The organism is Marinobacter sediminum (genome assembly GCF_023657445.1).
Taxonomy (GTDB): Bacteria; Pseudomonadota; Gammaproteobacteria; order Pseudomonadales; family Oleiphilaceae; genus Marinobacter; species Marinobacter sediminum_A.
This window is the reverse complement of the sequence record NZ_JAGTWY010000001.1, coordinates 637,719-655,575: the sequence shown is the minus strand read 5'-3', so window position 1 is coordinate 655,575 and position 17,857 is coordinate 637,719. Positions and strand designations below refer to the sequence as shown.

The following is a 17,857-nucleotide window of genomic DNA, read 5'->3' as shown; positions in this document are numbered from 1 at the left end:
GAAGGGGCCAGAAAACCATATTATTCAATCAGTGTACCTTCTTTTTCACCTGTCACGATGCGAGTCAGCGCGCCGGCACGATTCATGTCGAAGACCCGCAGCGGTATGCCGTGATCGCGGGCCAGACAAATGGCCGTCAGATCCATCACGCCCAGTTTCTTGTCCAGCACCTCATCGTACGTCAGGTAGTCGTACTTTTCCGCGGTGTCATCCAGGTACGGATCCGCAGAGTATACGCCATCGACCTTAGTCGCCTTCAGTACCGCGTCAGCCTCGATCTCAATGCCACGCAGACACGCTGCAGAGTCAGTGGTGAAAAAGGGGTTACCGGTACCGGCACAAAAAATCACCACATCACCGTCTTTCAGATCGCGGACCGCACGGCGACGATCATAGTGCTCCACAATACCACTCATGGGTATGGCAGACATGACCCGGGTACGGATGTTTGAACGCTCAAGAGCGTCCCGCATTGCCAGACCGTTCATCACGGTGGCCAGCATGCCCATATGATCACCCGTCACTCGATCCATTCCGGCCGCATTCAGTGCAGCACCGCGGAACAGGTTGCCACCCCCAATAACCAGCCCGACCTGAACACCGATGCCTATCAGGGCACCAATTTCGAGGGCCATACGGTCAAGAACTTTGGGATCAATACCGAATTCGTGCTCCCCCATCAGGGCCTCGCCACTGAGCTTGAGCAGAACACGCTTGTATCTGGGCTGGGTTTTCGATGATGTCGGCATGGTGATCCCCTTTTCGTCTGTTGGCTGCTATCCGGCGTGATACGCGTCGCAGGCTTGTATCTGACATACTCCTCGAAAAGGGGTATCTCAGATACAAGCCCGCCACGAAAACCGGGAATTCCCGGCTAACGTGGCAGACTCAGGTAGCACTGCAAACAACACCCTGCAGTGCCGAACGAAGGATCAGGCCTTGCTTGTGCCAGCCGCAGCAGCAACTTCGGCAGCAAAGTCTACTTCTTCCTTCTCAATGCCTTCGCCCACTTCCAGGCGAACAAAAGTGACCAGTTCACCACCAGCGGACTTGATCAGTTCACCGACGGTCTGGTCCGGATTCTTGACGAAAGGCTGCTCAACAAGGCTGTTTTCCTTGAGGAATTTCTTGATGCGGCCGCCCATCATCTTTTCAACGATCTCGTCAGGCTTGCCTTCCATATCCGGCTGGGCCTTGATGACGTCTTTCTCTCTCTCGAGCTCTTCAGCCGGCATATCTTCCGGCTTGCCCACACGCGGATTAACGGCAGCGGCGTGCATGGCGATATCGCGAGCCACTTCCGGGTCACCGGCAGTCAGGGCAACGACAGAGGCGATCTTGCTATTGCTGTGGACATAGCCACCAACAACAGGACCTTCAACCTTAATGACACGACGAACAGTGATGTTCTCGCCGATCTTCTGAACCAGCGCTTCGCGCTTGGCTTCCAGATCGCCTTCCATCAGTTTGGCAACGTCAGTTTCGCCTTTCTCGAAAGCCACGCCCAGCACATCGTTGGCGAAGTTTATGAAGTTGTCATCGCGGGCAACGAAGTCGGTCTCGGAGTTAACCTCCAGAATGAACGCAACGGTGTTGTCGTCAGAAATCTTGATCAGTGAAGCGCCTTCAGCAGCGGTGCGGCCAGCTTTCTTGGCGGCTTTCAGGCCGGAAGACTTGCGCAGCTCTTCAATTGCGTCATCAACACTGCCTTCGGCTTCTACCAGTGCTTTCTTGCACTCCATCATGCCAAGACCGGTACGCTCACGCAGCTCTTTGACCATTGCAGCGGTAATTGCAGCCATGTTCAATCCTCTTAACTGTTCCGAATTCGGTAGGAAGGTATGCCCGAGGAAAAATATTCGGGCATACCGTACATCTCAAACGTGAAGCTGAGGGTTTACTCAGCGGCCGGAGCGGCACCTTCAGCGTCTTCACTGACTTCGACAAACTCGTCAGCGCCTGAACTTGCAGACTGAGACGCATCCATGCAGGTGTCAGCAACAGCTTTCACGTAGATCTGGATCGCACGAATGGCGTCATCGTTACCCGGAATTACGTAGTCAACACCGTCCGGATCGCTGTTGGTATCAACAACACCGATTACAGGAATGCCCAGCTTGTTGGCTTCCTTGATAGCGATACGCTCGTGGTCAACATCGATAACAAACAGTGCGTCCGGCAGGCCGCCCATGTCCTTGATACCGCCAATGGAGCGCTCAAGCTTATCCATCTCACGGGTACGCTCGAGAGCTTCTTTCTTGGTCAGCTTATCGAAAGTACCGTCTTTGCTCTGGGCATCCAGATCGCGGTAGCGACGGATAGACTGGCGGATGGTCTTGTAGTTGGTCAGCATGCCACCAAGCCAGCGATGGTTAACGAACGGCTGGCCAGCGCGCTCTGCTTCTTCCTTGACGATCTTGGCCGCGGCACGCTTGGTACCAACGAACAGGATCTTGTTCTTGCTCTCTGCCAGCTGCTGAACGAATTTCAGCGCATCGTTCATGGCAGGAACAGTCTGCTCAAGGTTGATGATGTGAATCTTGTTACGGGCGCCGAAGATGAACTTCGACATTTTCGGGTTCCAGTAGCGAGTCTGGTGACCGAAGTGAGCACCTGCCTTTAGCAGGTCACGCATATTTACCTGAGCCATGATATTTACCTTTTTAGCTTCGGGTTAGTCCTCCACGCGTCCGATTGACCCAACCCGCCCTCATTCTAATTACATGAAGGGAGGCACCCTGGGACAACGTGCCGACACGTGTGTGAATTTGCCGGATTCGTTTCCGGCGGGCGCGTTTATACCATAAACCGGCCCGAAAACGCCATTATTTTTGCGAGCAACCTTCCTTGTACCAAGTCACTCAGCCCCTTAAAATGCCGTTTTGATACAAATCAATGGGAAGCCCGATGCAGGTATCGATCAAGACTCCGGAAGAAATTGAAAAGATGCGCGTAGCCGGCCGCCTGGCCGCAGAAGTTCTCGAAATGATTGATGAGCACATCAAGCCCGGTGTCAGCACCGAAGAAATCGACCGAATCTGTCACGAATACATCGTGAATGAACAGAAGGCGATTCCGGCTCCTCTCAATTATAAGGGCTTTCCGAAGTCCGTATGCACGTCTGTGAACCACGTTATCTGTCACGGCATTCCTTCAGAGAAGAAAATCCTGAAGGAAGGAGATATCCTCAACATTGATGTAACCGTCATTAAAGATGAATACCACGGTGACACCAGCAAGATGTGGATAGTCGGAAAACCGAAGCCCGGAACCGAGCGACTCATCCAGATTACCCAGGAATGCCTATATAAAGGTATTGAACTGGTCAAACCGGGCTCCCGTCTCGGTGATATAGGCCATGCGATTCAACAACATGCCGAGAAACACCGGTACTCGGTGGTACGTGACTACTGTGGCCATGGTATCGGCAAGGTGTTCCATGAAGAGCCTCAGGTCATGCATTACGGCAAACCCGGCACTGGCCTGGAGTTGAAAGAAGGTATGATATTTACCATTGAACCCATGATTAACCAGGGCAAGTACCAGACCAAACTGCTGCCGGACGGCTGGACTGTGGTTACCAAGGATCACAAGCTTTCCGCCCAGTGGGAACATACTATTCTTGTAACCGCTGATGGCCACGAGGTTCTCACCAAACGATTGGAAGAGTCCTTCTAAGTGGACCTGAGCGAGCTGGAATCCCGCATCAGCAACGACGTCTCCCCCGTTTCAGCTGCCCGAGAGCTGCTACGGGAAAGGTACAATTCCGACGCCGAAGCGTTCCGCCAGGGCGCAGATGTTCGCGCCCTGGTCCAGTCCAGGGCCGACACCGTCGACACGGTCCTGCGACTGACCTGGAACCGGTACCCCTTTTCCAGCTCACCTGACATCGCATTGGTTGCAGTTGGCGGTTACGGCCGGGGTGAACTGCACCCCCACTCCGACATTGATCTGCTGATTCTGACAAAAGCCGGCATTGAAGACAGCTGGCACGAAGATCTCGGTGCCTTTGTAACTCTGCTCTGGGACCTGAGGCTCGACATCGGCCACAGTGTCCGCAGCATTGAAGAAAACAAGAAAGCGGCACGCGAAGATGTCACCATCCTGACCAACCTGCTTGAAACGCGCACAATTGCTGGCCCCGACGAGCTTCGCCACGAACTCAGCGAACAGGTCTATTCCGACAACGTAAGTAGCGACCGCGACTATTTCATCGCGAAGCGGGAAGAACAGCGGGAGCGCCATAACAAATATGGCGATACCGAATACAACCTTGAGCCCAACGTTAAAGGCTCCCCGGGAGCCCTGAGGGATATCCAGACCATCGGCTGGATCACCAAGCGGCATTTCGGCCTTCAAAATATCGCTGACCTGACCCGTTTCAGCATTCTCACCGAGGAAGAGCACCAGATTCTGTTCCAGGGTGAGACCTTCCTCTGGCAGCTGCGCTACGGCCTTCAGTTGCTGGCAGACCGCAACGAAAACAGGCTCCTGTTTGACCACCAGAGGGCTTTGGCCCAGATGCTTGGTTACCGGGACGAGGGCAAGCGTCTCGGCGTTGAGCTGATGATGCAATCCTATTACAGAACGGTACTGGCACTGGCCGAGCTCACGGATGTGATCCTCCAATACTACGACGAGGCAATTCTGGGCACTGGCACCGAAGATGACATCCAGCCGCTCAACAAGCGCTTCCAGATGCGCAACCTCTATATAGAGGCGGTAAACAATCAGGTATTCGCCTACGCCCCCTACGCCATCATGGAGATCTTTGTGCTGATGGCCCATCACCCGGAAATCAAGGGGATCCGGGCGACCACAATCCGCTCACTGCGGGCGCACCGCCACCTGATTGACGATGCGTTCCGCTGCGATCTGGCAGTAACCACGTTATTCATGGAGTTGTTGCGGACACCGCATTCTCTGGATCAGACGCTGTCCGCCATGAAGAAGTACAACGTGCTGGGGCGCTACCTGCCGGAATTCGGTCAGATCATCGGCCAGATGCAGCACGACCTTTTTCACATCTATACGGTCGACGCACACACAATGCGTGTCATCCGGAACATGGTCAGGCTTGGCGGCACCGAAGCCCAATCTGAGTACCCCCTGGCCTCGCGCCTGATCCACCGGCTGCCAAAACTCGAGACCCTGTTCATTGCCGGCCTCTATCACGATGTCGCCAAGGGTCGCGGTGGCGATCATTCCGAACTCGGTGCTATCGATGCCGAGGCTTTCTGCGAGAGGCATCATCTCAGTGAGCGGGATACCAAGCTGATTTCATGGCTCATAGAGAATCATCTGCTGATGTCGATGACAGCACAGCGCAAGGACATTTCAGATCCGGATATCATTCACGACTTCGCACAGTCCGTTCCCAGCCAGGCACACCTGGATTACCTGTATGTGTTAACGGTGTGCGATATCAGCGCCACCAATCCGAAACTGTGGAACACCTGGCGGGCATCCCTGCTTCGCCAGCTTTACATTGAGGCCAAGCGGGCTCTTCGTCGTGGCACCGAAACACCGGTTAACCGCCATGAGTGGGTCAGTGCGACCCAGTCAGAAGCGAGAGAGATCCTGCACGCCCAGAACATGACCGACGAACAGATCGACCGCATCTGGGAAACGGTGGATGAGGACTACTTCCTGCAGGACTCCACGGTGGATATTGCCTGGCAAACCGCCGCCATTATCCGACATGGGGACAACCCCGATCCACTGGTCCTGATACGCGACACCCGGGGTGGGCCCACCGATGGCTACTCACAGATCATTATCTACATGAAGGATCGGGTCGCACTTTTCGCTGCGACTACCGCCGTTCTGGAACAGCTCAACCTGAACATCGTAGATGCGAGAATCAGTTCAAGCGCCGGCCCGTGCTCAATCAGCTCATACGTGGTTCTGGACGATCAGAGTCAGCCCCTGGGAGTAGACCCGGCCCGCAAGGAGCGGGTGCGCACCCGGTTGATCGAGGAACTGGATGATCCGGACGACTATCCGAACATCATTCACCGACGAACTCCCCGACAACTCAAGCACTTTGCTTTCCCGACCGAGGTGACCTTCTCTAACGATACGGTCAACCAGCGTACGGTCATGGAAGTTATTACCCCTGACCGCGCCGGCCTTTTGGCCAGAATCGGGCAGGTACTCCTTGAACACCGGGTACGTCTGGCCAACGCAAAGATCGCCACGCTGGGCGAGCGGGTTGAGGACGTATTTTTTGTCACGGACGAAAACGGCGAACCTCTTCGCGACCCCGGGAAGTGCCACGACCTGCAGCGAGACCTCTGTAAAATGCTGGACGATATTCAATGAATCCAAATCTGGACAGGCTCCACCCCTACCCTTTCGAGAAACTGACCAAGCTCAAAGCCGGCATCTCCACACCCGAGCATCTAACGCCTATTTCCCTGGGAATCGGAGAACCCAAGCATCCGTCGCCCGGATTCGTGAAGCAGGTTATCGCAGATAATCTGGACAAGCTCGCAAACTACCCGACCACCAAAGGCACCGACGAGTTGCGCGAAGCAATCAGTCAATGGGCTACCCGTCGCTTCCACCTCAAGCCCGGATCGCTGAGCCCGGCGGAGAATATCGTTCCGGTTAACGGCACCCGGGAGGGTATTTTTTCGCTGGTTCAGTCCGTTGTGGCCACAAGCGACAAAGCAACCGTTGTCAGCCCGAATCCGTTCTATCAGGTTTATGAAGGGGCAGCCTTTCTGGCGGGAGCCACGCCGGTTTACCTGCCTTGTGACGCATCAAACGGGTTCATTCCTGATTTTGACAATGTGCCAGAAACCGTCTGGCAAGATTGCCAGGTACTCTTCCTGTGCTCCCCGGGCAACCCGAGTGGTTCAGTGATCCCCCGCGAGATCCTGGTGAAAGTGATTGAGCTGGCTGATCGGCACGATTTCATTGTCGCTTCCGACGAATGTTATTCGGAGCTTTATCCGGACGAGAACAATCCCCCTGAAGGGCTGCTCCAGGCCTGTGCGGCGATCGGCCGGGATGATTTCGCCCGTTGCGTGGTGTTCCACAGCCTGTCCAAGCGCAGCAACCTGCCAGGGCTCCGCTCGGGCTTCGTAGCCGGAGATTCCAGTATCCTCAAAGGTTACCTGAAGTACCGCACCTATCACGGCTGCGCCATGCCGATCCACAATCAGCTGGCCAGCATTGCAGCCTGGCAGGATGAGGATCACGTGCGAGAGAACCGGGCGGCCTACCGCGCGAAATTTGAAGCAGTGGTACCGATTCTTCGCGAGGTCATGGATGTCGAGTTTCCGGACGCAGGCTTCTATCTATGGCCGAAAACGCCCATGGACGACGAGACCTTTGCCCGCGACCTGTCTGCCCAGCAGAACGTGCACGTGCTTCCCGGGCGCTACCTCTCCCGAACAGTGGATGGCCACAATCCGGGAGAGAACCGGGTGCGCATGGCCCTGGTCGCTCCTCTGGAAGAATGCGTAGAAGCAGCAAAACGCATCGTCGAATTTGTAAAGGCAAACAAGGCATGAAGATCTACGGCATCAAGAATTGCGATACCGTCAAAAAGGCCCGAAAGTGGCTGGATGAACAAGGCATCGCCTACGAGTTTCACGACTTCAGAAAAGACGGGCTGGATGATGCCCTGCTGAGTAACTGGGAAGAAGCTGTCGGCTGGGAAATCCTGATCAACCGCCGTGGCACCACCTGGCGCAAACTTCCTGACGAGGTTCGTGATACCATTAGCGCCCAATCCGCCCATGACATCATGCTCGAGAACCCTTCGATCATTAAACGGCCGGTAGTCGAGCATGAAGGTTCTGTTTCTGTCGGCTTCAAGGCCGATGAATGGGCCAAACAGTTTTCCAACGCTTAAATCTGACGAATTTATAGGAGCAACGACCTGATGAGCTTTGCATTCGGTATCGGAATCGGCACCCAGAACAAACAGGGCGAATGGCTGGAAGTATTCTACCAGCAGCCGGTCATGACACCCGATAACACCCTGATGGAAGTGGTTCGTAACGTCGTTGATTATCAGGGTGGTAACCAGGCCATCAGCGCCTCCTCCGAAACACTCAGCCAGCTTGCAAATGCCCTGCGGCAGGCAGGTCAGACAGACCAGGCAACACTCGCCGAAAAAGCTGCGAACAGCAAAAGCCCCGTCGTTGTGACCATTCTGGACAGCGATGATACGGCCTCCAGCACCCCCGAGGTATACCTGAAGTTGCACCTGATTTCCCATCGCATGGCCAAACCCCACGGTTTGAAGCTGGATGGCATCTTTGGCCTGCTGCCGAACCTCGCCTGGACCAACGAAGGCGCGATCGACCTGGCTGAGCTGTCGGACCGCCAACTTCAGGCCCGGATTGAAGGCCGTACCCTGGAAGTGAAGTCTGTCGACAAGTTCCCGCAAATGACCGACTACGTAGTGCCCAAAGGCATTCGCATTGCGGATACCGCTCGGGTCCGTCTCGGCGCGTATGTCGGTGAGGGCACCACCGTGATGCATGAAGGCTTTATCAACTTCAATGCCGGCACTGAAGGTACCAGCATGATTGAAGGCCGCATTTCCGCTGGCGTCATGGTTGGCAAGGGTTCCGACCTCGGCGGCGGCTGCTCAACCATGGGCACGCTGTCCGGTGGTGGCAACATCATCATTGCCGTTGGTGAGAACTGCCTGATTGGCGCCAATGCAGGTATCGGCATTCCCCTGGGCGACCGCTGCAAGGTTGAAGCCGGCCTCTACATCACTGCCGGTACCAAAGTCGCCTTGCTGGACGACAACAACGAGCTGGTGGAAGTGATCAAGGCCCGGGATCTGGCCAACCAGCAAGACCTGCTGTTCCGTCGCAACAGCCAGACCGGCGCCGTAGAGTGCAAAACCAACAAGTCCGCCATTGAGCTGAACGAAGAGCTGCATGCAAACAACTGATTCTCCAACTCTTGACCTCGCCATTGACCTGATCAGCCGGCAGTCCGTAACACCGGATGATGCCGGCTGTCAGGATTTGATGATGTCCCGGCTGGAACCGCTCGGCTTTTCAGGCGAGCATCTCCGTTTTGGTGACACTGATAATCTCTGGGCCCGCAAGGGCTCGGAGGGTCCGGTTCTGGCCTTTGCAGGACATACCGACGTAGTGCCCACCGGGCCGGAGAAAAACTGGGGCCACCCTCCATTTGATCCGGTCATCAAGGAGGGCTATCTCTATGGCCGTGGTGCGGCAGACATGAAAGGCAGCCTCGCTGCCTTTATCACTGCCTGTGAGCGATTTGTCGCGTCGTATCCCGATCACCGGGGATCCATTGCCCTGCTGATTACCAGTGATGAGGAAGGCCCCGCCCAACACGGTACAGTGAAGGTTGTTGAAACCCTGGAAGCCCGAAATGAGAAGATCGACTGGTGCCTGATCGGTGAGCCATCCAGCACCCATGAGGTCGGTGATGTCATCAAGAACGGTCGCCGCGGTTCACTCCACGGCTACCTGACTGTGCATGGCGTTCAGGGGCATGTGGCGTATCCGCACCTGGCAGAGAACCCGGTTCATACTGTGGCGCCAGCCCTGGATGCCCTGGCCAACGAGTTCTGGGACAACGGCAACGATTTCTTCCCGCCTACCACATTCCAGATCACCAGGATGGAAGCTGGGACGGGAAGCAATATCATCCCCGGTGAGTGCCTCGTGCATTTCAACTTCCGTTATTGCACGGAGAACACCGCGGAAAGCCTCGAAGAACGAGTGGTTGCCATTCTTGATCGTCACAACCTGAAATACGAGCTGCAGTGGCACCTCAGCGGCAGACCATTTCTGACCGACAGAGGTGCGCTGGTTTCCGCCAGCCAGGATGCCATTCGCACGGTGACTGGCAGGGAGACTGAGCTTTCGACATCTGGCGGGACGTCTGATGGCCGCTTCATTGCGCCAACCGGCGCTCAGGTTCTGGAGCTTGGTCCCATTAACGCCACTATCCATAAAGTGGACGAGTGCGTTAAAGCCGAGGACCTGAACACTCTGTCCGACATCTACGAACAGATCCTGATCGAACTGCTCGCCTAGCCTGTAGCCCCCTTTCAGCGATCAATAGTGAGGAGGGGGCGTTTCCTCCTCCTCGCGTTTGATGTTGGAGGGGGAGACTTCTTTAAGCTGCTTGTGCATCAATTGCTTCGCCTCCCAAAGTTCGCGCAGCTCCAATTCCTGCTTTGCCACCTGCTCGCTCAGTGTATTTATGATGTCATCCTGAAACGCTAGCCGCGTTTCCAGGTCATCGAGTCGTGCTTCCAGGTCTTTCTGACTCATTTGGCTACTGAAACTCCCATACAAAGGTGGTTGAAGATTGTGACTGACGGGACTCCGCCACACTATCCGTTTGGTCAGCGCTCGGGATAATCTGGTATCATGCCGCTTTTGCCCGCTGGCGCTTCCATGTTCAGGAAGTCTGGCGGTTTTCATCGACCGGATGTGCGATTTTACCCGATATCCGGTTTTTATCGTTAGCGTTACAAGAATGGAGAAATCTCAGTCAATGCGTAATCCAGCCAAAGCGATCCTTGTTGCTATTATGATCGCTATTCCCGCACCGTTTATCCTCGGCTTCCTGCTGGTTTCCTTTACACCGGAACTGTTTCAGATCCTCTCGCAATCCCAGACGAATGAGCTGGCCAGTAACACATCGTTCGTACTTGGCAGTGCCCAGGGTATCGCCGCGTACATCATTGCTCTGGTGATTTTCGCCTTGGCCGGCTTCCTGGCTATCGCCTTGTCAGCCAAACAGAAAAACGCACAGCGCAGCTCATCCGGCGCAGGTACTCGCTCTCAGAACCAGAAGCAGCAGCAGAACCAGAGCTTCAGTGATGATGACGAAGGCGACTACGACGAGAACAGCCCGGAAGGTGATGAAGAAGGTACCGTAAAGTGGTTTAACGTCAAGAAAGGCTTCGGCTTTATCGTTCGCGACAGCGGTGATGAAGTTTTTGTTCATTTCCGCGCCATTCGCGGCCGTGGTCGTCGTGTTCTGCGCCAGGGTCAGTTGGTACGCTTCAGTGTTGTTGAAGCAGACAAAGGCCTGCAGGCAGACAATGTGTCTATCCTGAGTGACTGAAACCTGTCTGGCGTCTACTGGAAAAGGCAGCCCGAGGGCTGCCTTTTCTAGTTCCAGACGACTTGTTGTTCGCCCCGGTGATCAAGGCGCCACCATTTCTCATCCTCAACTGGCTCCCCCTCCTTCCAGTCCCCCGGACTGCAACGGATTTCTGTCTCCATCAAGCGCCACGCACTTCGCGCGCAATCAAGATCAGTGCTCCAGGGCAACTGGTCCCCTTCAATCACCAGACAGGTAAAGCGCTTTCCGAACGCGCCGGGGTAAAGGGATATTCTCAGTCGCCCCCCCTCATATGAGCCAAAGCCCTTGCTGACCGAAGATACCTCGCTGTCATCCAACTCAAGGTTTTCCAAGTGGTTCTCTAGCCAATGAGAAACCGCGCCTGCTTCGAGGTCACGGATGTAAATTTCCAGATCCTGCACCCGCTGAATCTCCATCCTGTTGATCACAATGCAGAACATAGTGAACTGGCCCGGGGCGCGCTGCAACCCAACGTTCCAGTTCCCGGCGCAGATCCTCAATCGAGAGGAGACGCAAAGCACCCGCCGACTTTCGTTCATACCACGAAACTTCGGCAGCGGCCTTCTGCAAGTGGATTGCATCCAGTGAACGCCGGAGGCCGTCCATGGTCTCCTCACGTGCCAGCGCAACCAGACTCTGGCGGCGCAAGGTGCCGGCCTGACCCGCAAGCGCCAGCGACTCTACCGAACCATGCCTGGCAAACATGTCCAGCCTGGCTGCAGCCCGCTCAACCCACTGAAGCATGCCACCAGGTGCAGTCACACAACGGATACGGCGACTCGCGGCATAGTCAATCACTGCCAACGGCAACTCAATATTCCACTGCTTTTCAATGGCCGCCTGATGTGCAGTAAGTATCGCCTTGCGCTGGATGGGGCTTGATACTGGCATATCAAACACTTCCAGGGACCTGCCCAGCCAGTGTTCGAGGATCCGTTCTTCGCCCGAGTTAGAGTCCGGCCCAAGCAAGAGGATGCTGCCCTCCCAGCTCACAACCAGCTCAGCTGACACGCTGCCTGGCCTTTGCATCAACGCCAGAAGGTCTGCCGGTGAGGTGTTGTCCAGGACCAGAACCGGCCAGCGCCGGCATTCTTCGCAAGAGGGTATCGCGGGCAAATCGCTGGCCATTACCTCCGCCTCACGACGGAGATCCAGTTCCACGAAATCCAGCTCAAGCGACGAGAGCAAGCACTGCAGCCACGATGACTTTCCCATACCTCGCTCGCCACGAACCCAGACAAGGCCGGTTGCCAATGCCGATAAGGTGACCGCGACATCTTCCACCAACTCCAACCAGTCCGGATCGGTGACGACAATGGGTGCCCGGGCATGGCTCTCGATCACGGGCACTTCTCCCGGGTCCTTCCGGATGGCCCAGCTCGGTACCAGTTCCAGTACAGCGACATAGGCCTTGCCCTGGAGGCGCTCAGCCTTGTGAGTCAGGACCTCCAGCAGGACCGGCCAATCCAGCCAAGGGGCCTCACAAACCTGGCGGGCCGCGGCGAGCCAGTAGATTAGCTGGGAGGAGAGCCGTCCTTCCCCGACAACTTCGGTCACAATTGGCTGTTCACACTGAATGGTACGGACCAGCTCATCCATATCCACACCCCAAACACGAAGGAAACGCGTAATCGGAGCGCAGGTATCCAGTAATGAAAGAAGGAAATCTTCAGCGGTAATAGCACTGCCACCACGGTGGTCAACGCTCTCCCTGGCACGCACCAGGGCGGTCTGGCACTCAGGGGCCAGGCATCCTTGCCAGTCTTCCATGCAACTCTCCATGTTTTCAGTTCCGGATCGCATCGTCCTGATGCAATCTCATTTTGGCGGCGAATGACTTCACGCCACCACTATCAGGTTCATCCAGCCTGATTCTGCTCACCAGGTGCCGGTGTTCTCCATGCTGGCCCAGGGCTCTTTGGCGGGCAACGCCTCACCCTTCTGCAGCAGTTCAATAGAGATATTGTCCGGCGAACGGATAAAAGCCATATAGCCATCCCGCGGCGGGCGATTGATCGTGACGCCGTTGGCCTGCAAATGCTCGCAAAGGGCGTAAATGTCATCCACCCGGTAGGCCAGGTGGCCAAAATTGCGGCCGCCGGTATACTCCTCGGGATCCCAATTGTAGGTGAGTTCAATCATCGGAGCCCTATCCTGACGGGCACGATCTTCATCTTCAGGTGCTGCAAGAAACACCAGGGTAAACCGGCCCTTATCGCTGCTCTTACGACTGATCTCCTTCATCCCCAGCAGGCCACAGAAAAAATGCAGGGTCTCATCCAGATTACTGACCCGAATCATCGTATGGAGGTATTGCATAACGGCTCCTGTGCATAGATCGGTGGTTAATCCAAGGGCAACTGCTCACCCTTACCTTGACGCTAGTTTACGGTATTCTGTCCAGATGGATGCAAACACCTCAAGCAAAGAAATTCTCTCGTTCAGCCACCCGGCGGTCAGGCACCTCGCCTGGCTATGCAATGCTCCCCAGCTTATTACTACCTCAGCCCTCTTTGAGCCCGGCCAATACCTGCCCCCCGATTATCTGGAAATACTCCAGGGCTGGGACCAGAAACCGGAGACTGCACCGGCTTTGCTCCGGGAGCCTCCCCAGCGGAGACTCGGATTCTACTTCGAGCGGCTTTATGAAGTACTGCTGTCAGACCTGCTCGGCTGGAAAATACTGCTCAAAAACGAGCAAATCCAGTCTGACGGGCAAACGCTGGGCGAGCTCGATTTCGTTGTTCATAACCTGACAGACGACCGGATTGAACACCACGAGATTGCCATCAAGTATTATCTCGGCGTTCCGGGCACGGGCGGCGAAGCCCTCTGGTTCGGGCCCAACGCCCGGGACCGGCTGGACCTTAAGAGCGACCGGCTGGTCAACCACCAGAGCAAGCGCACCCAAAAGCCCGAGACACTAGAGCTGTTGGCAAAGCACGACATAACCGGTCCGCTATTGGCGCGGATTTTCATGCCCGGATATCTGTTTTACCCTTTGAGCCGGCCCATCTCTGCACCACGCACCGCGCCCACAAATCACCTTCGTGGCTGGTGGGCATATGCCGACGAGATCAGCGAGACCGAAACCTCAGCCTGGGTACAGTTGCACAAGCCGCACTGGGTTGGCCCCTGGCGCCAGTCAGAATCCCCGCAAGTGCATGAGTCCAAGGCGGCACTGACTTTGATCAATCAGGATCAAATCCCTCGCCTGTTTGCAGAGCTTGGGTATGATCAGGCCAGCAACACGTGGCGTGAGCAAAGACGATTATTCATCGTTCCACGTTCCTGGCCTACTGGGTCAGACGCTGACAGTTGATTACCGCTTGCATCGATAATGGCCTGCTGCAATCGGCCCCGCAACAGGTCGGAAAGGCCTTCGGTCCCTGAAGATAAATGTGTCGCACTGGCTCATCCTGAGCGCGCTGACGATTATAGCCACCACTCAATTGAATGTAACCCTACCGCGTTTAACGGCAGTTCCAGATGCGAGGTTGACCACAGAAACTTTCTCCTGCACCCTAATCTGGTTTCATTATGCAACCGGAGAGAGAGTTTGTGAGCGAATATAAAAACCGCGCAGTTGTACTCAAGCAACGCCCGCAAGGGGAAATTCAGGACGGCGATCTGGTGATGGAAGAGCGCCCGGTGCGCACGCCCAACGAGGGCGAGGTTGTCGCTCAGATACTCTGGCTGTCTCTCGACCCTTACATGCGCCCACGTATGAATGACGCCAAGGGCTATATGGACCCCATCGGCATTGATGAGCCGATAGTCGGCGAGAGCGTGGCGCGGGTGGTGGAATCCAGATCCGAAAAGCTCAAGGTTGGTGATCTGGTAACCTGTTATTCAGGCTGGCAGGAATATGTCACTTTCCCCGCAGACGCTCCGATGGTCTACAAGATTCACCAGAAGGACAACGTTCCCCTGCAAACGTACCTGGGCGTTGCCGGCATGCCGGGCCGCACAGGCTATTGTGGCCTGATGTACGTTGGCATGCCAAAAGCTGGTGAAACGGTCGTCGTCTCTGCCGCATCCGGTCCCGTGGGTACGGTCGTCGGCCAAACGGCCAAAACCGAAGGCTGCCGTGTCGTCGGCGTCGCTGGTGGCCCGGAGAAATGTAACTTCGTAGTCAACGAACTGGGCTTTGACGCCTGTGTGGACTACAAGGCAGGAAATCTGGAAGCGGACCTGAAGGCAGCTTGTCCGGACGGGATTGATATCTATTTTGAGAACGTTGGCGGTGCCGTAACCCGCGCCGTTGCGCCGCTACTGAACAACGGGGCCCGGGTGCCCATTTGCGGCTTTGTGTCCGCCTATAACGCAACGGACATGGCCAGCGTGGAAACACCGTTCCACGTGCTCAAGGCCCTGGACCCGGTCCCCGAGCATCGCTTCTTCCTTGTCACCGAATGGCAGGACAAGCATCAGGAAATCACCAGCATTCTGACCTCCCGCATCGCGGCCGGTGAACTGAAGTACCGGGAAACTGTGGCGGAAGGCCTGGAAAACGCAGTTGATGCCTTCAAAGGTATGTTGAAAGGCAAGAACTTTGGCAAGCAACTGGTCCATATCGCGGACTGACTACGGCCAGGCACGTAACACCCGGGAAGGCTACTCAGCGATTTTCAGCAGAACCTTCCCGGTATTCCTGTTTTCCGCCACGTAAGCCATGGCATCCTCAACCTGCTCAATCGACCAGGTGCTGTCAATCAGTGGCTCAATCTGCCCGGCACTGAGCAAAGGCCAGACATGCTGGTGCAGTGCCTGCATTACCTTGCCCTTGTCCTCTAGCGTCCGGGACCGGAGCGTGGAACCGATCAGGCGGTGACGCTTTATCAGCATGACACCAAGATCTACTTCCGCAGAACGACCACCCATCAGACCGATCAGAACAATCCGGCCATCCACATTCAGGACTTTCTGGTCCTCGGCAATGTAGGCGCCGCCAACGGGGTCGAGCACCATATCAACACCACCCCAGCTCTTCACCGCATCCACGAACGACCCGTCATTCCGATTCCAGACACCACTGGCCCCCAGCTTGCGACAGATTTCCAGTTTCTTCTCGTCGCCAGCAGTGGCAAAAACGGGATTGCCGAACGCCGTCGCAAGCTGAATCACTGCCGTGCCCAGGCCACTGGCAGCAGCATGCAACAGCATGCGCTCACCAGGCTTCAAGCCGGCTTCCTGATACAGATTCAGCCATGCGGTGGCGAACACCTCTGGGATGGCCGCGGCTTTTTCCAGAGAATACCCTTTTGGAACTGGCAAAACCTGTACCGCGGGAACCATCACCTTTGTCGCGTAACCGCCGCCGGTAAGAAGTGCACAAACCTCATCTCCAGGCTTGAACCCGGTCACGGCTTCGCCTACTGTCGAAATGCGGCCGCTTACCTCCAGTCCCAGAATGTCCGAGGCACCCGGTGGAGGTGGATAGATTCCGGCCCGTTGCATCAAATCAGCCCGATTAATGGCTGTCCAGACAACATCGATTTCAACGTGGTTTGCCGGCAGCTCTTCAATCGCGTCACAGGGCGCCCAACTGAGGGAGCCACCGGTTACCTTAATGGCTTTCATCATGTCTGAGTTCTCAGTATTCCAACGATGTGTTCAGGATACCCCATGTTTTTCCAGGGTTGTAATGATGATATTTTCATAGGCGATTGACAGCCGGGACAACCCCCAACCGGAAGGCGGGCGCGAAGGCACAGGGCTGCGCAATAAGCGGACGAGAGCACGCGCCGCGCCTTTGGCTTCGGCCACCGGATCGTCAGGCTGACTCTCGTACAACTGGGACGACGGCACGTACTCGGGGTAGGCCAGACGACCCGGTGCCAAAGCCAGGCAGCCAGATGCCATGGCCTCCAGCATGGACAATCCCTGAAAATCGTGGAGGGCTGTTGAGATGACAATATCTGCCTCAGTCAGCAGCTTGTCGTAATCGGAACGGCTGGCCAGAAAACCCCAGTTTACAATCCGGCTGCCGTGCCGCTCGCGAATAGTTGAGAACACGTCCGGTTGTTTTCTGAACTGTTCGCCAACAACGCTGAGGCGGAAGTCCTGCCCCAGGTCGGCCAACTCATCCAGCAAGAGAGCAAGCCTGTCCGGGCCTTTGTCATACTCCCACCGGTGGTTCCATAACAGGTGCGGGCACTGCCTTTGCAATGGCCGGCCGCGGTCCATAAACAGGCGATCCTCAATGGGAACCGGCAAGACCCGGGATTTGGCGGCAAGCTGATCAAGTGCTCCATCCGGTACGCCGTCAGGCAACTTTCTGAACAAGCGCTCGACACCAGCCAGGAAGCTTCGCCGGTTCCAGTCGCTGTTAAACAGCACCTCGCGGGCCGCTATGGCGCTATAAAGGTTCACCATTTGCGGGTCTACACTGGCGTGCTGCCCTTCGGATTCCGGGTACGCGAACTGGTTTTCGTGCATGTAAAGAAGCGCTGGCGTGTTGGCGAGGTGCGGATGAAAACCCCGGATTGACGCAAGGTCCACCATGGAAGTCACCAACAAGAGATCCCAGCCTTCCTGCAAAAGCGGTTCATTCAGCCAGGTCAGCGCATTGCCCCGAATCCGCCAACGAAAAAATCGTGGCGGGAGGGCAAGCACATGCCACTCGAACTTCGGCTGACTGGCCACCAGCTGTTCGCGCCAGCGCCGGTGGCTTCCGGCGTCATAGGCAGAAAGCAGCAGGATTCGGGGCTTTCGGGAAAGTGTCTTTTCGGGCATGGGCGCA

18 protein-coding genes are annotated in these 17,857 nt (G+C 56.0%); 9 read left to right on the top strand and 9 right to left on the bottom strand.

The window, feature by feature from the left end; genetic code table 11:
• Positions 1-20: 20 nt before the first annotated feature.
• The 3 genes from pyrH to rpsB form a co-directional block, all read right to left on the bottom strand.
• Complete coding sequence (gene pyrH / locus KFJ24_RS03190) at positions 21-749, bottom strand: UMP kinase (RefSeq protein WP_250829643.1); 729 nt, start codon at positions 747-749, stop codon at positions 21-23.
• A 183-nt stretch (positions 750-932) separates the two neighbouring features.
• Positions 933-1,802: a translation elongation factor Ts gene (gene tsf, locus KFJ24_RS03185; protein WP_250829642.1), complete on the bottom strand. Its 870-nt coding sequence runs from the start codon at positions 1,800-1,802 to the stop codon at positions 933-935.
• A gap of 95 nt (positions 1,803-1,897) precedes the next feature.
• Positions 1,898-2,650: a 30S ribosomal protein S2 gene (gene rpsB / locus KFJ24_RS03180; RefSeq protein WP_250829641.1), complete on the bottom strand. Its 753-nt coding sequence runs from the start codon at positions 2,648-2,650 to the stop codon at positions 1,898-1,900.
• A 257-nt stretch (positions 2,651-2,907) separates the two neighbouring features.
• On the opposite strand from rpsB, the gene map reads away from it, so the two are divergent.
• From map to dapE, 6 genes are read left to right on the top strand one after another with little or no spacing between them, the layout of a single operon-like run.
• Positions 2,908-3,678, top strand: coding sequence for a type I methionyl aminopeptidase (map, locus tag KFJ24_RS03175; protein WP_250829640.1), 771 nt, complete (start codon positions 2,908-2,910; stop codon positions 3,676-3,678).
• Positions 3,679-6,324: a [protein-PII] uridylyltransferase gene (locus KFJ24_RS03170; protein WP_250829639.1), complete on the top strand. Its 2,646-nt coding sequence runs from the start codon at positions 3,679-3,681 to the stop codon at positions 6,322-6,324.
• Complete coding sequence (gene dapC / locus KFJ24_RS03165; RefSeq protein ID WP_250829638.1) at positions 6,321-7,523, top strand: succinyldiaminopimelate transaminase; 1,203 nt, start codon at positions 6,321-6,323, stop codon at positions 7,521-7,523. The genes KFJ24_RS03170 and dapC overlap by 4 nt, the downstream gene beginning before the upstream one ends.
• Entirely contained in the window at positions 7,520-7,867 is a 348-nt protein-coding gene (locus KFJ24_RS03160) for an ArsC family reductase (protein WP_250829637.1), read from the top strand. Before dapC ends, KFJ24_RS03160 begins: the two co-directional genes overlap by 4 nt.
• A gap of 30 nt (positions 7,868-7,897) precedes the next feature.
• The gene (gene dapD / locus KFJ24_RS03155) at positions 7,898-8,926 is read left to right on the top strand and encodes a 2,3,4,5-tetrahydropyridine-2,6-dicarboxylate N-succinyltransferase (protein WP_250829636.1); all 1,029 of its coding nucleotides are present in this window, start codon (positions 7,898-7,900) and stop codon (positions 8,924-8,926) included.
• Positions 8,913-10,049 (top strand): succinyl-diaminopimelate desuccinylase, encoded by a 1,137-nt coding sequence (gene dapE, locus KFJ24_RS03150; protein ID WP_250829635.1) that lies wholly within the window; start codon positions 8,913-8,915, stop codon positions 10,047-10,049. The genes dapD and dapE overlap by 14 nt, the downstream gene beginning before the upstream one ends.
• A 21-nt stretch (positions 10,050-10,070) precedes the next feature.
• Here the strand turns inward: dapE and KFJ24_RS03145 are convergent, their stop codons facing one another.
• The gene (locus tag KFJ24_RS03145; protein ID WP_250829634.1) at positions 10,071-10,289 is read right to left on the bottom strand and encodes a SlyX family protein; all 219 of its coding nucleotides are present in this window, start codon (positions 10,287-10,289) and stop codon (positions 10,071-10,073) included.
• A gap of 226 nt (positions 10,290-10,515) precedes the next feature.
• Between KFJ24_RS03145 and KFJ24_RS18160 the strand changes: the two genes are divergently transcribed.
• Entirely contained in the window at positions 10,516-11,091 is a 576-nt protein-coding gene (locus tag KFJ24_RS18160) for a cold-shock protein (RefSeq protein WP_284709148.1), read from the top strand.
• Positions 11,092-11,138: 47 nt separating this feature from the next.
• On the opposite strand, the gene KFJ24_RS03135 is transcribed toward KFJ24_RS18160, so the two are convergent.
• From KFJ24_RS03135 to KFJ24_RS03125, 3 genes are all read right to left on the bottom strand, one after another.
• Positions 11,139-11,513 carry a hypothetical protein gene (locus KFJ24_RS03135; RefSeq protein WP_250829633.1) on the bottom strand — a complete coding sequence of 125 codons (375 nt, stop codon included), beginning with the start codon at positions 11,511-11,513 and terminating at the stop codon, positions 11,139-11,141.
• Entirely contained in the window at positions 11,485-12,882 is a 1,398-nt protein-coding gene (locus tag KFJ24_RS03130; RefSeq protein ID WP_250829632.1) for a hypothetical protein, read from the bottom strand. Before KFJ24_RS03130 ends, KFJ24_RS03135 begins: the two co-directional genes overlap by 29 nt.
• Positions 12,883-12,990: 108 nt before the next feature.
• The gene (locus KFJ24_RS03125) at positions 12,991-13,431 is read right to left on the bottom strand and encodes a VOC family protein (RefSeq protein ID WP_250829631.1); all 441 of its coding nucleotides are present in this window, start codon (positions 13,429-13,431) and stop codon (positions 12,991-12,993) included.
• A gap of 85 nt (positions 13,432-13,516) precedes the next feature.
• Here KFJ24_RS03125 and KFJ24_RS03120 point away from each other — a divergent pair, with 85 nt between their 5' ends.
• Both KFJ24_RS03120 and KFJ24_RS03115 read left to right on the top strand, forming a co-directional pair.
• Entirely contained in the window at positions 13,517-14,434 is a 918-nt protein-coding gene (locus KFJ24_RS03120) for a DUF1853 family protein (protein ID WP_250829630.1), read from the top strand.
• Between the two features lie 239 nt (positions 14,435-14,673).
• A complete protein-coding gene (locus tag KFJ24_RS03115) occupies positions 14,674-15,699 on the top strand; it encodes an NADP-dependent oxidoreductase (RefSeq protein WP_250829629.1) in 1,026 nt (341 codons plus the stop codon).
• A 30-nt stretch (positions 15,700-15,729) separates the two neighbouring features.
• Here the strand turns inward: KFJ24_RS03115 and KFJ24_RS03110 are convergent, their stop codons facing one another.
• Both KFJ24_RS03110 and KFJ24_RS03105 read right to left on the bottom strand, forming a co-directional pair.
• Positions 15,730-16,695, bottom strand: a complete 966-nt coding sequence (locus KFJ24_RS03110) for an NAD(P)H-quinone oxidoreductase (protein ID WP_434968030.1) — start codon at positions 16,693-16,695, stop codon at positions 15,730-15,732.
• Between the two features lie 33 nt (positions 16,696-16,728).
• Entirely contained in the window at positions 16,729-17,850 is a 1,122-nt protein-coding gene (locus tag KFJ24_RS03105) for a tRNA-queuosine alpha-mannosyltransferase domain-containing protein (protein WP_250829627.1), read from the bottom strand.
• Positions 17,851-17,857: the final 7 nt, after the last annotated feature.

Bases quoted from the DNA above. Each gene is read 5' to 3' on its own strand.
- KFJ24_RS03105 (WP_250829627.1), bottom strand. From the start codon at position 17,850: ATGCCCGAAAAGACACTTTCCCGAAAGCCCCGAATCCTGCTGCTTTCT.
- KFJ24_RS03125 (WP_250829631.1), bottom strand. From the start codon at position 13,431: ATGCAATACCTCCATACGATGATTCGGGTCAGTAATCTGGATGAGACC.
- pyrH (WP_250829643.1), bottom strand. From the start codon at position 749: ATGCCGACATCATCGAAAACCCAGCCCAGATACAAGCGTGTTCTGCTC.
- KFJ24_RS03110 (WP_434968030.1), bottom strand. From the start codon at position 16,695: ATGAAAGCCATTAAGGTAACCGGTGGCTCCCTCAGTTGGGCGCCCTGT.
- rpsB (WP_250829641.1), bottom strand. From the start codon at position 2,650: ATGGCTCAGGTAAATATGCGTGACCTGCTAAAGGCAGGTGCTCACTTC.
- tsf (WP_250829642.1), bottom strand. From the start codon at position 1,802: ATGGCTGCAATTACCGCTGCAATGGTCAAAGAGCTGCGTGAGCGTACC.
- KFJ24_RS18160 (WP_284709148.1), top strand. From the start codon at position 10,516: ATGCGTAATCCAGCCAAAGCGATCCTTGTTGCTATTATGATCGCTATT.
- KFJ24_RS03130 (WP_250829632.1), bottom strand. From the start codon at position 12,882: ATGGAAGACTGGCAAGGATGCCTGGCCCCTGAGTGCCAGACCGCCCTG.
- dapC (WP_250829638.1), top strand. From the start codon at position 6,321: ATGAATCCAAATCTGGACAGGCTCCACCCCTACCCTTTCGAGAAACTG.
- dapD (WP_250829636.1), top strand. From the start codon at position 7,898: ATGAGCTTTGCATTCGGTATCGGAATCGGCACCCAGAACAAACAGGGC.
- KFJ24_RS03160 (WP_250829637.1), top strand. From the start codon at position 7,520: ATGAAGATCTACGGCATCAAGAATTGCGATACCGTCAAAAAGGCCCGA.
- map (WP_250829640.1), top strand. From the start codon at position 2,908: ATGCAGGTATCGATCAAGACTCCGGAAGAAATTGAAAAGATGCGCGTA.
- dapE (WP_250829635.1), top strand. From the start codon at position 8,913: ATGCAAACAACTGATTCTCCAACTCTTGACCTCGCCATTGACCTGATC.
- KFJ24_RS03120 (WP_250829630.1), top strand. From the start codon at position 13,517: ATGGATGCAAACACCTCAAGCAAAGAAATTCTCTCGTTCAGCCACCCG.
- KFJ24_RS03145 (WP_250829634.1), bottom strand. From the start codon at position 10,289: ATGAGTCAGAAAGACCTGGAAGCACGACTCGATGACCTGGAAACGCGG.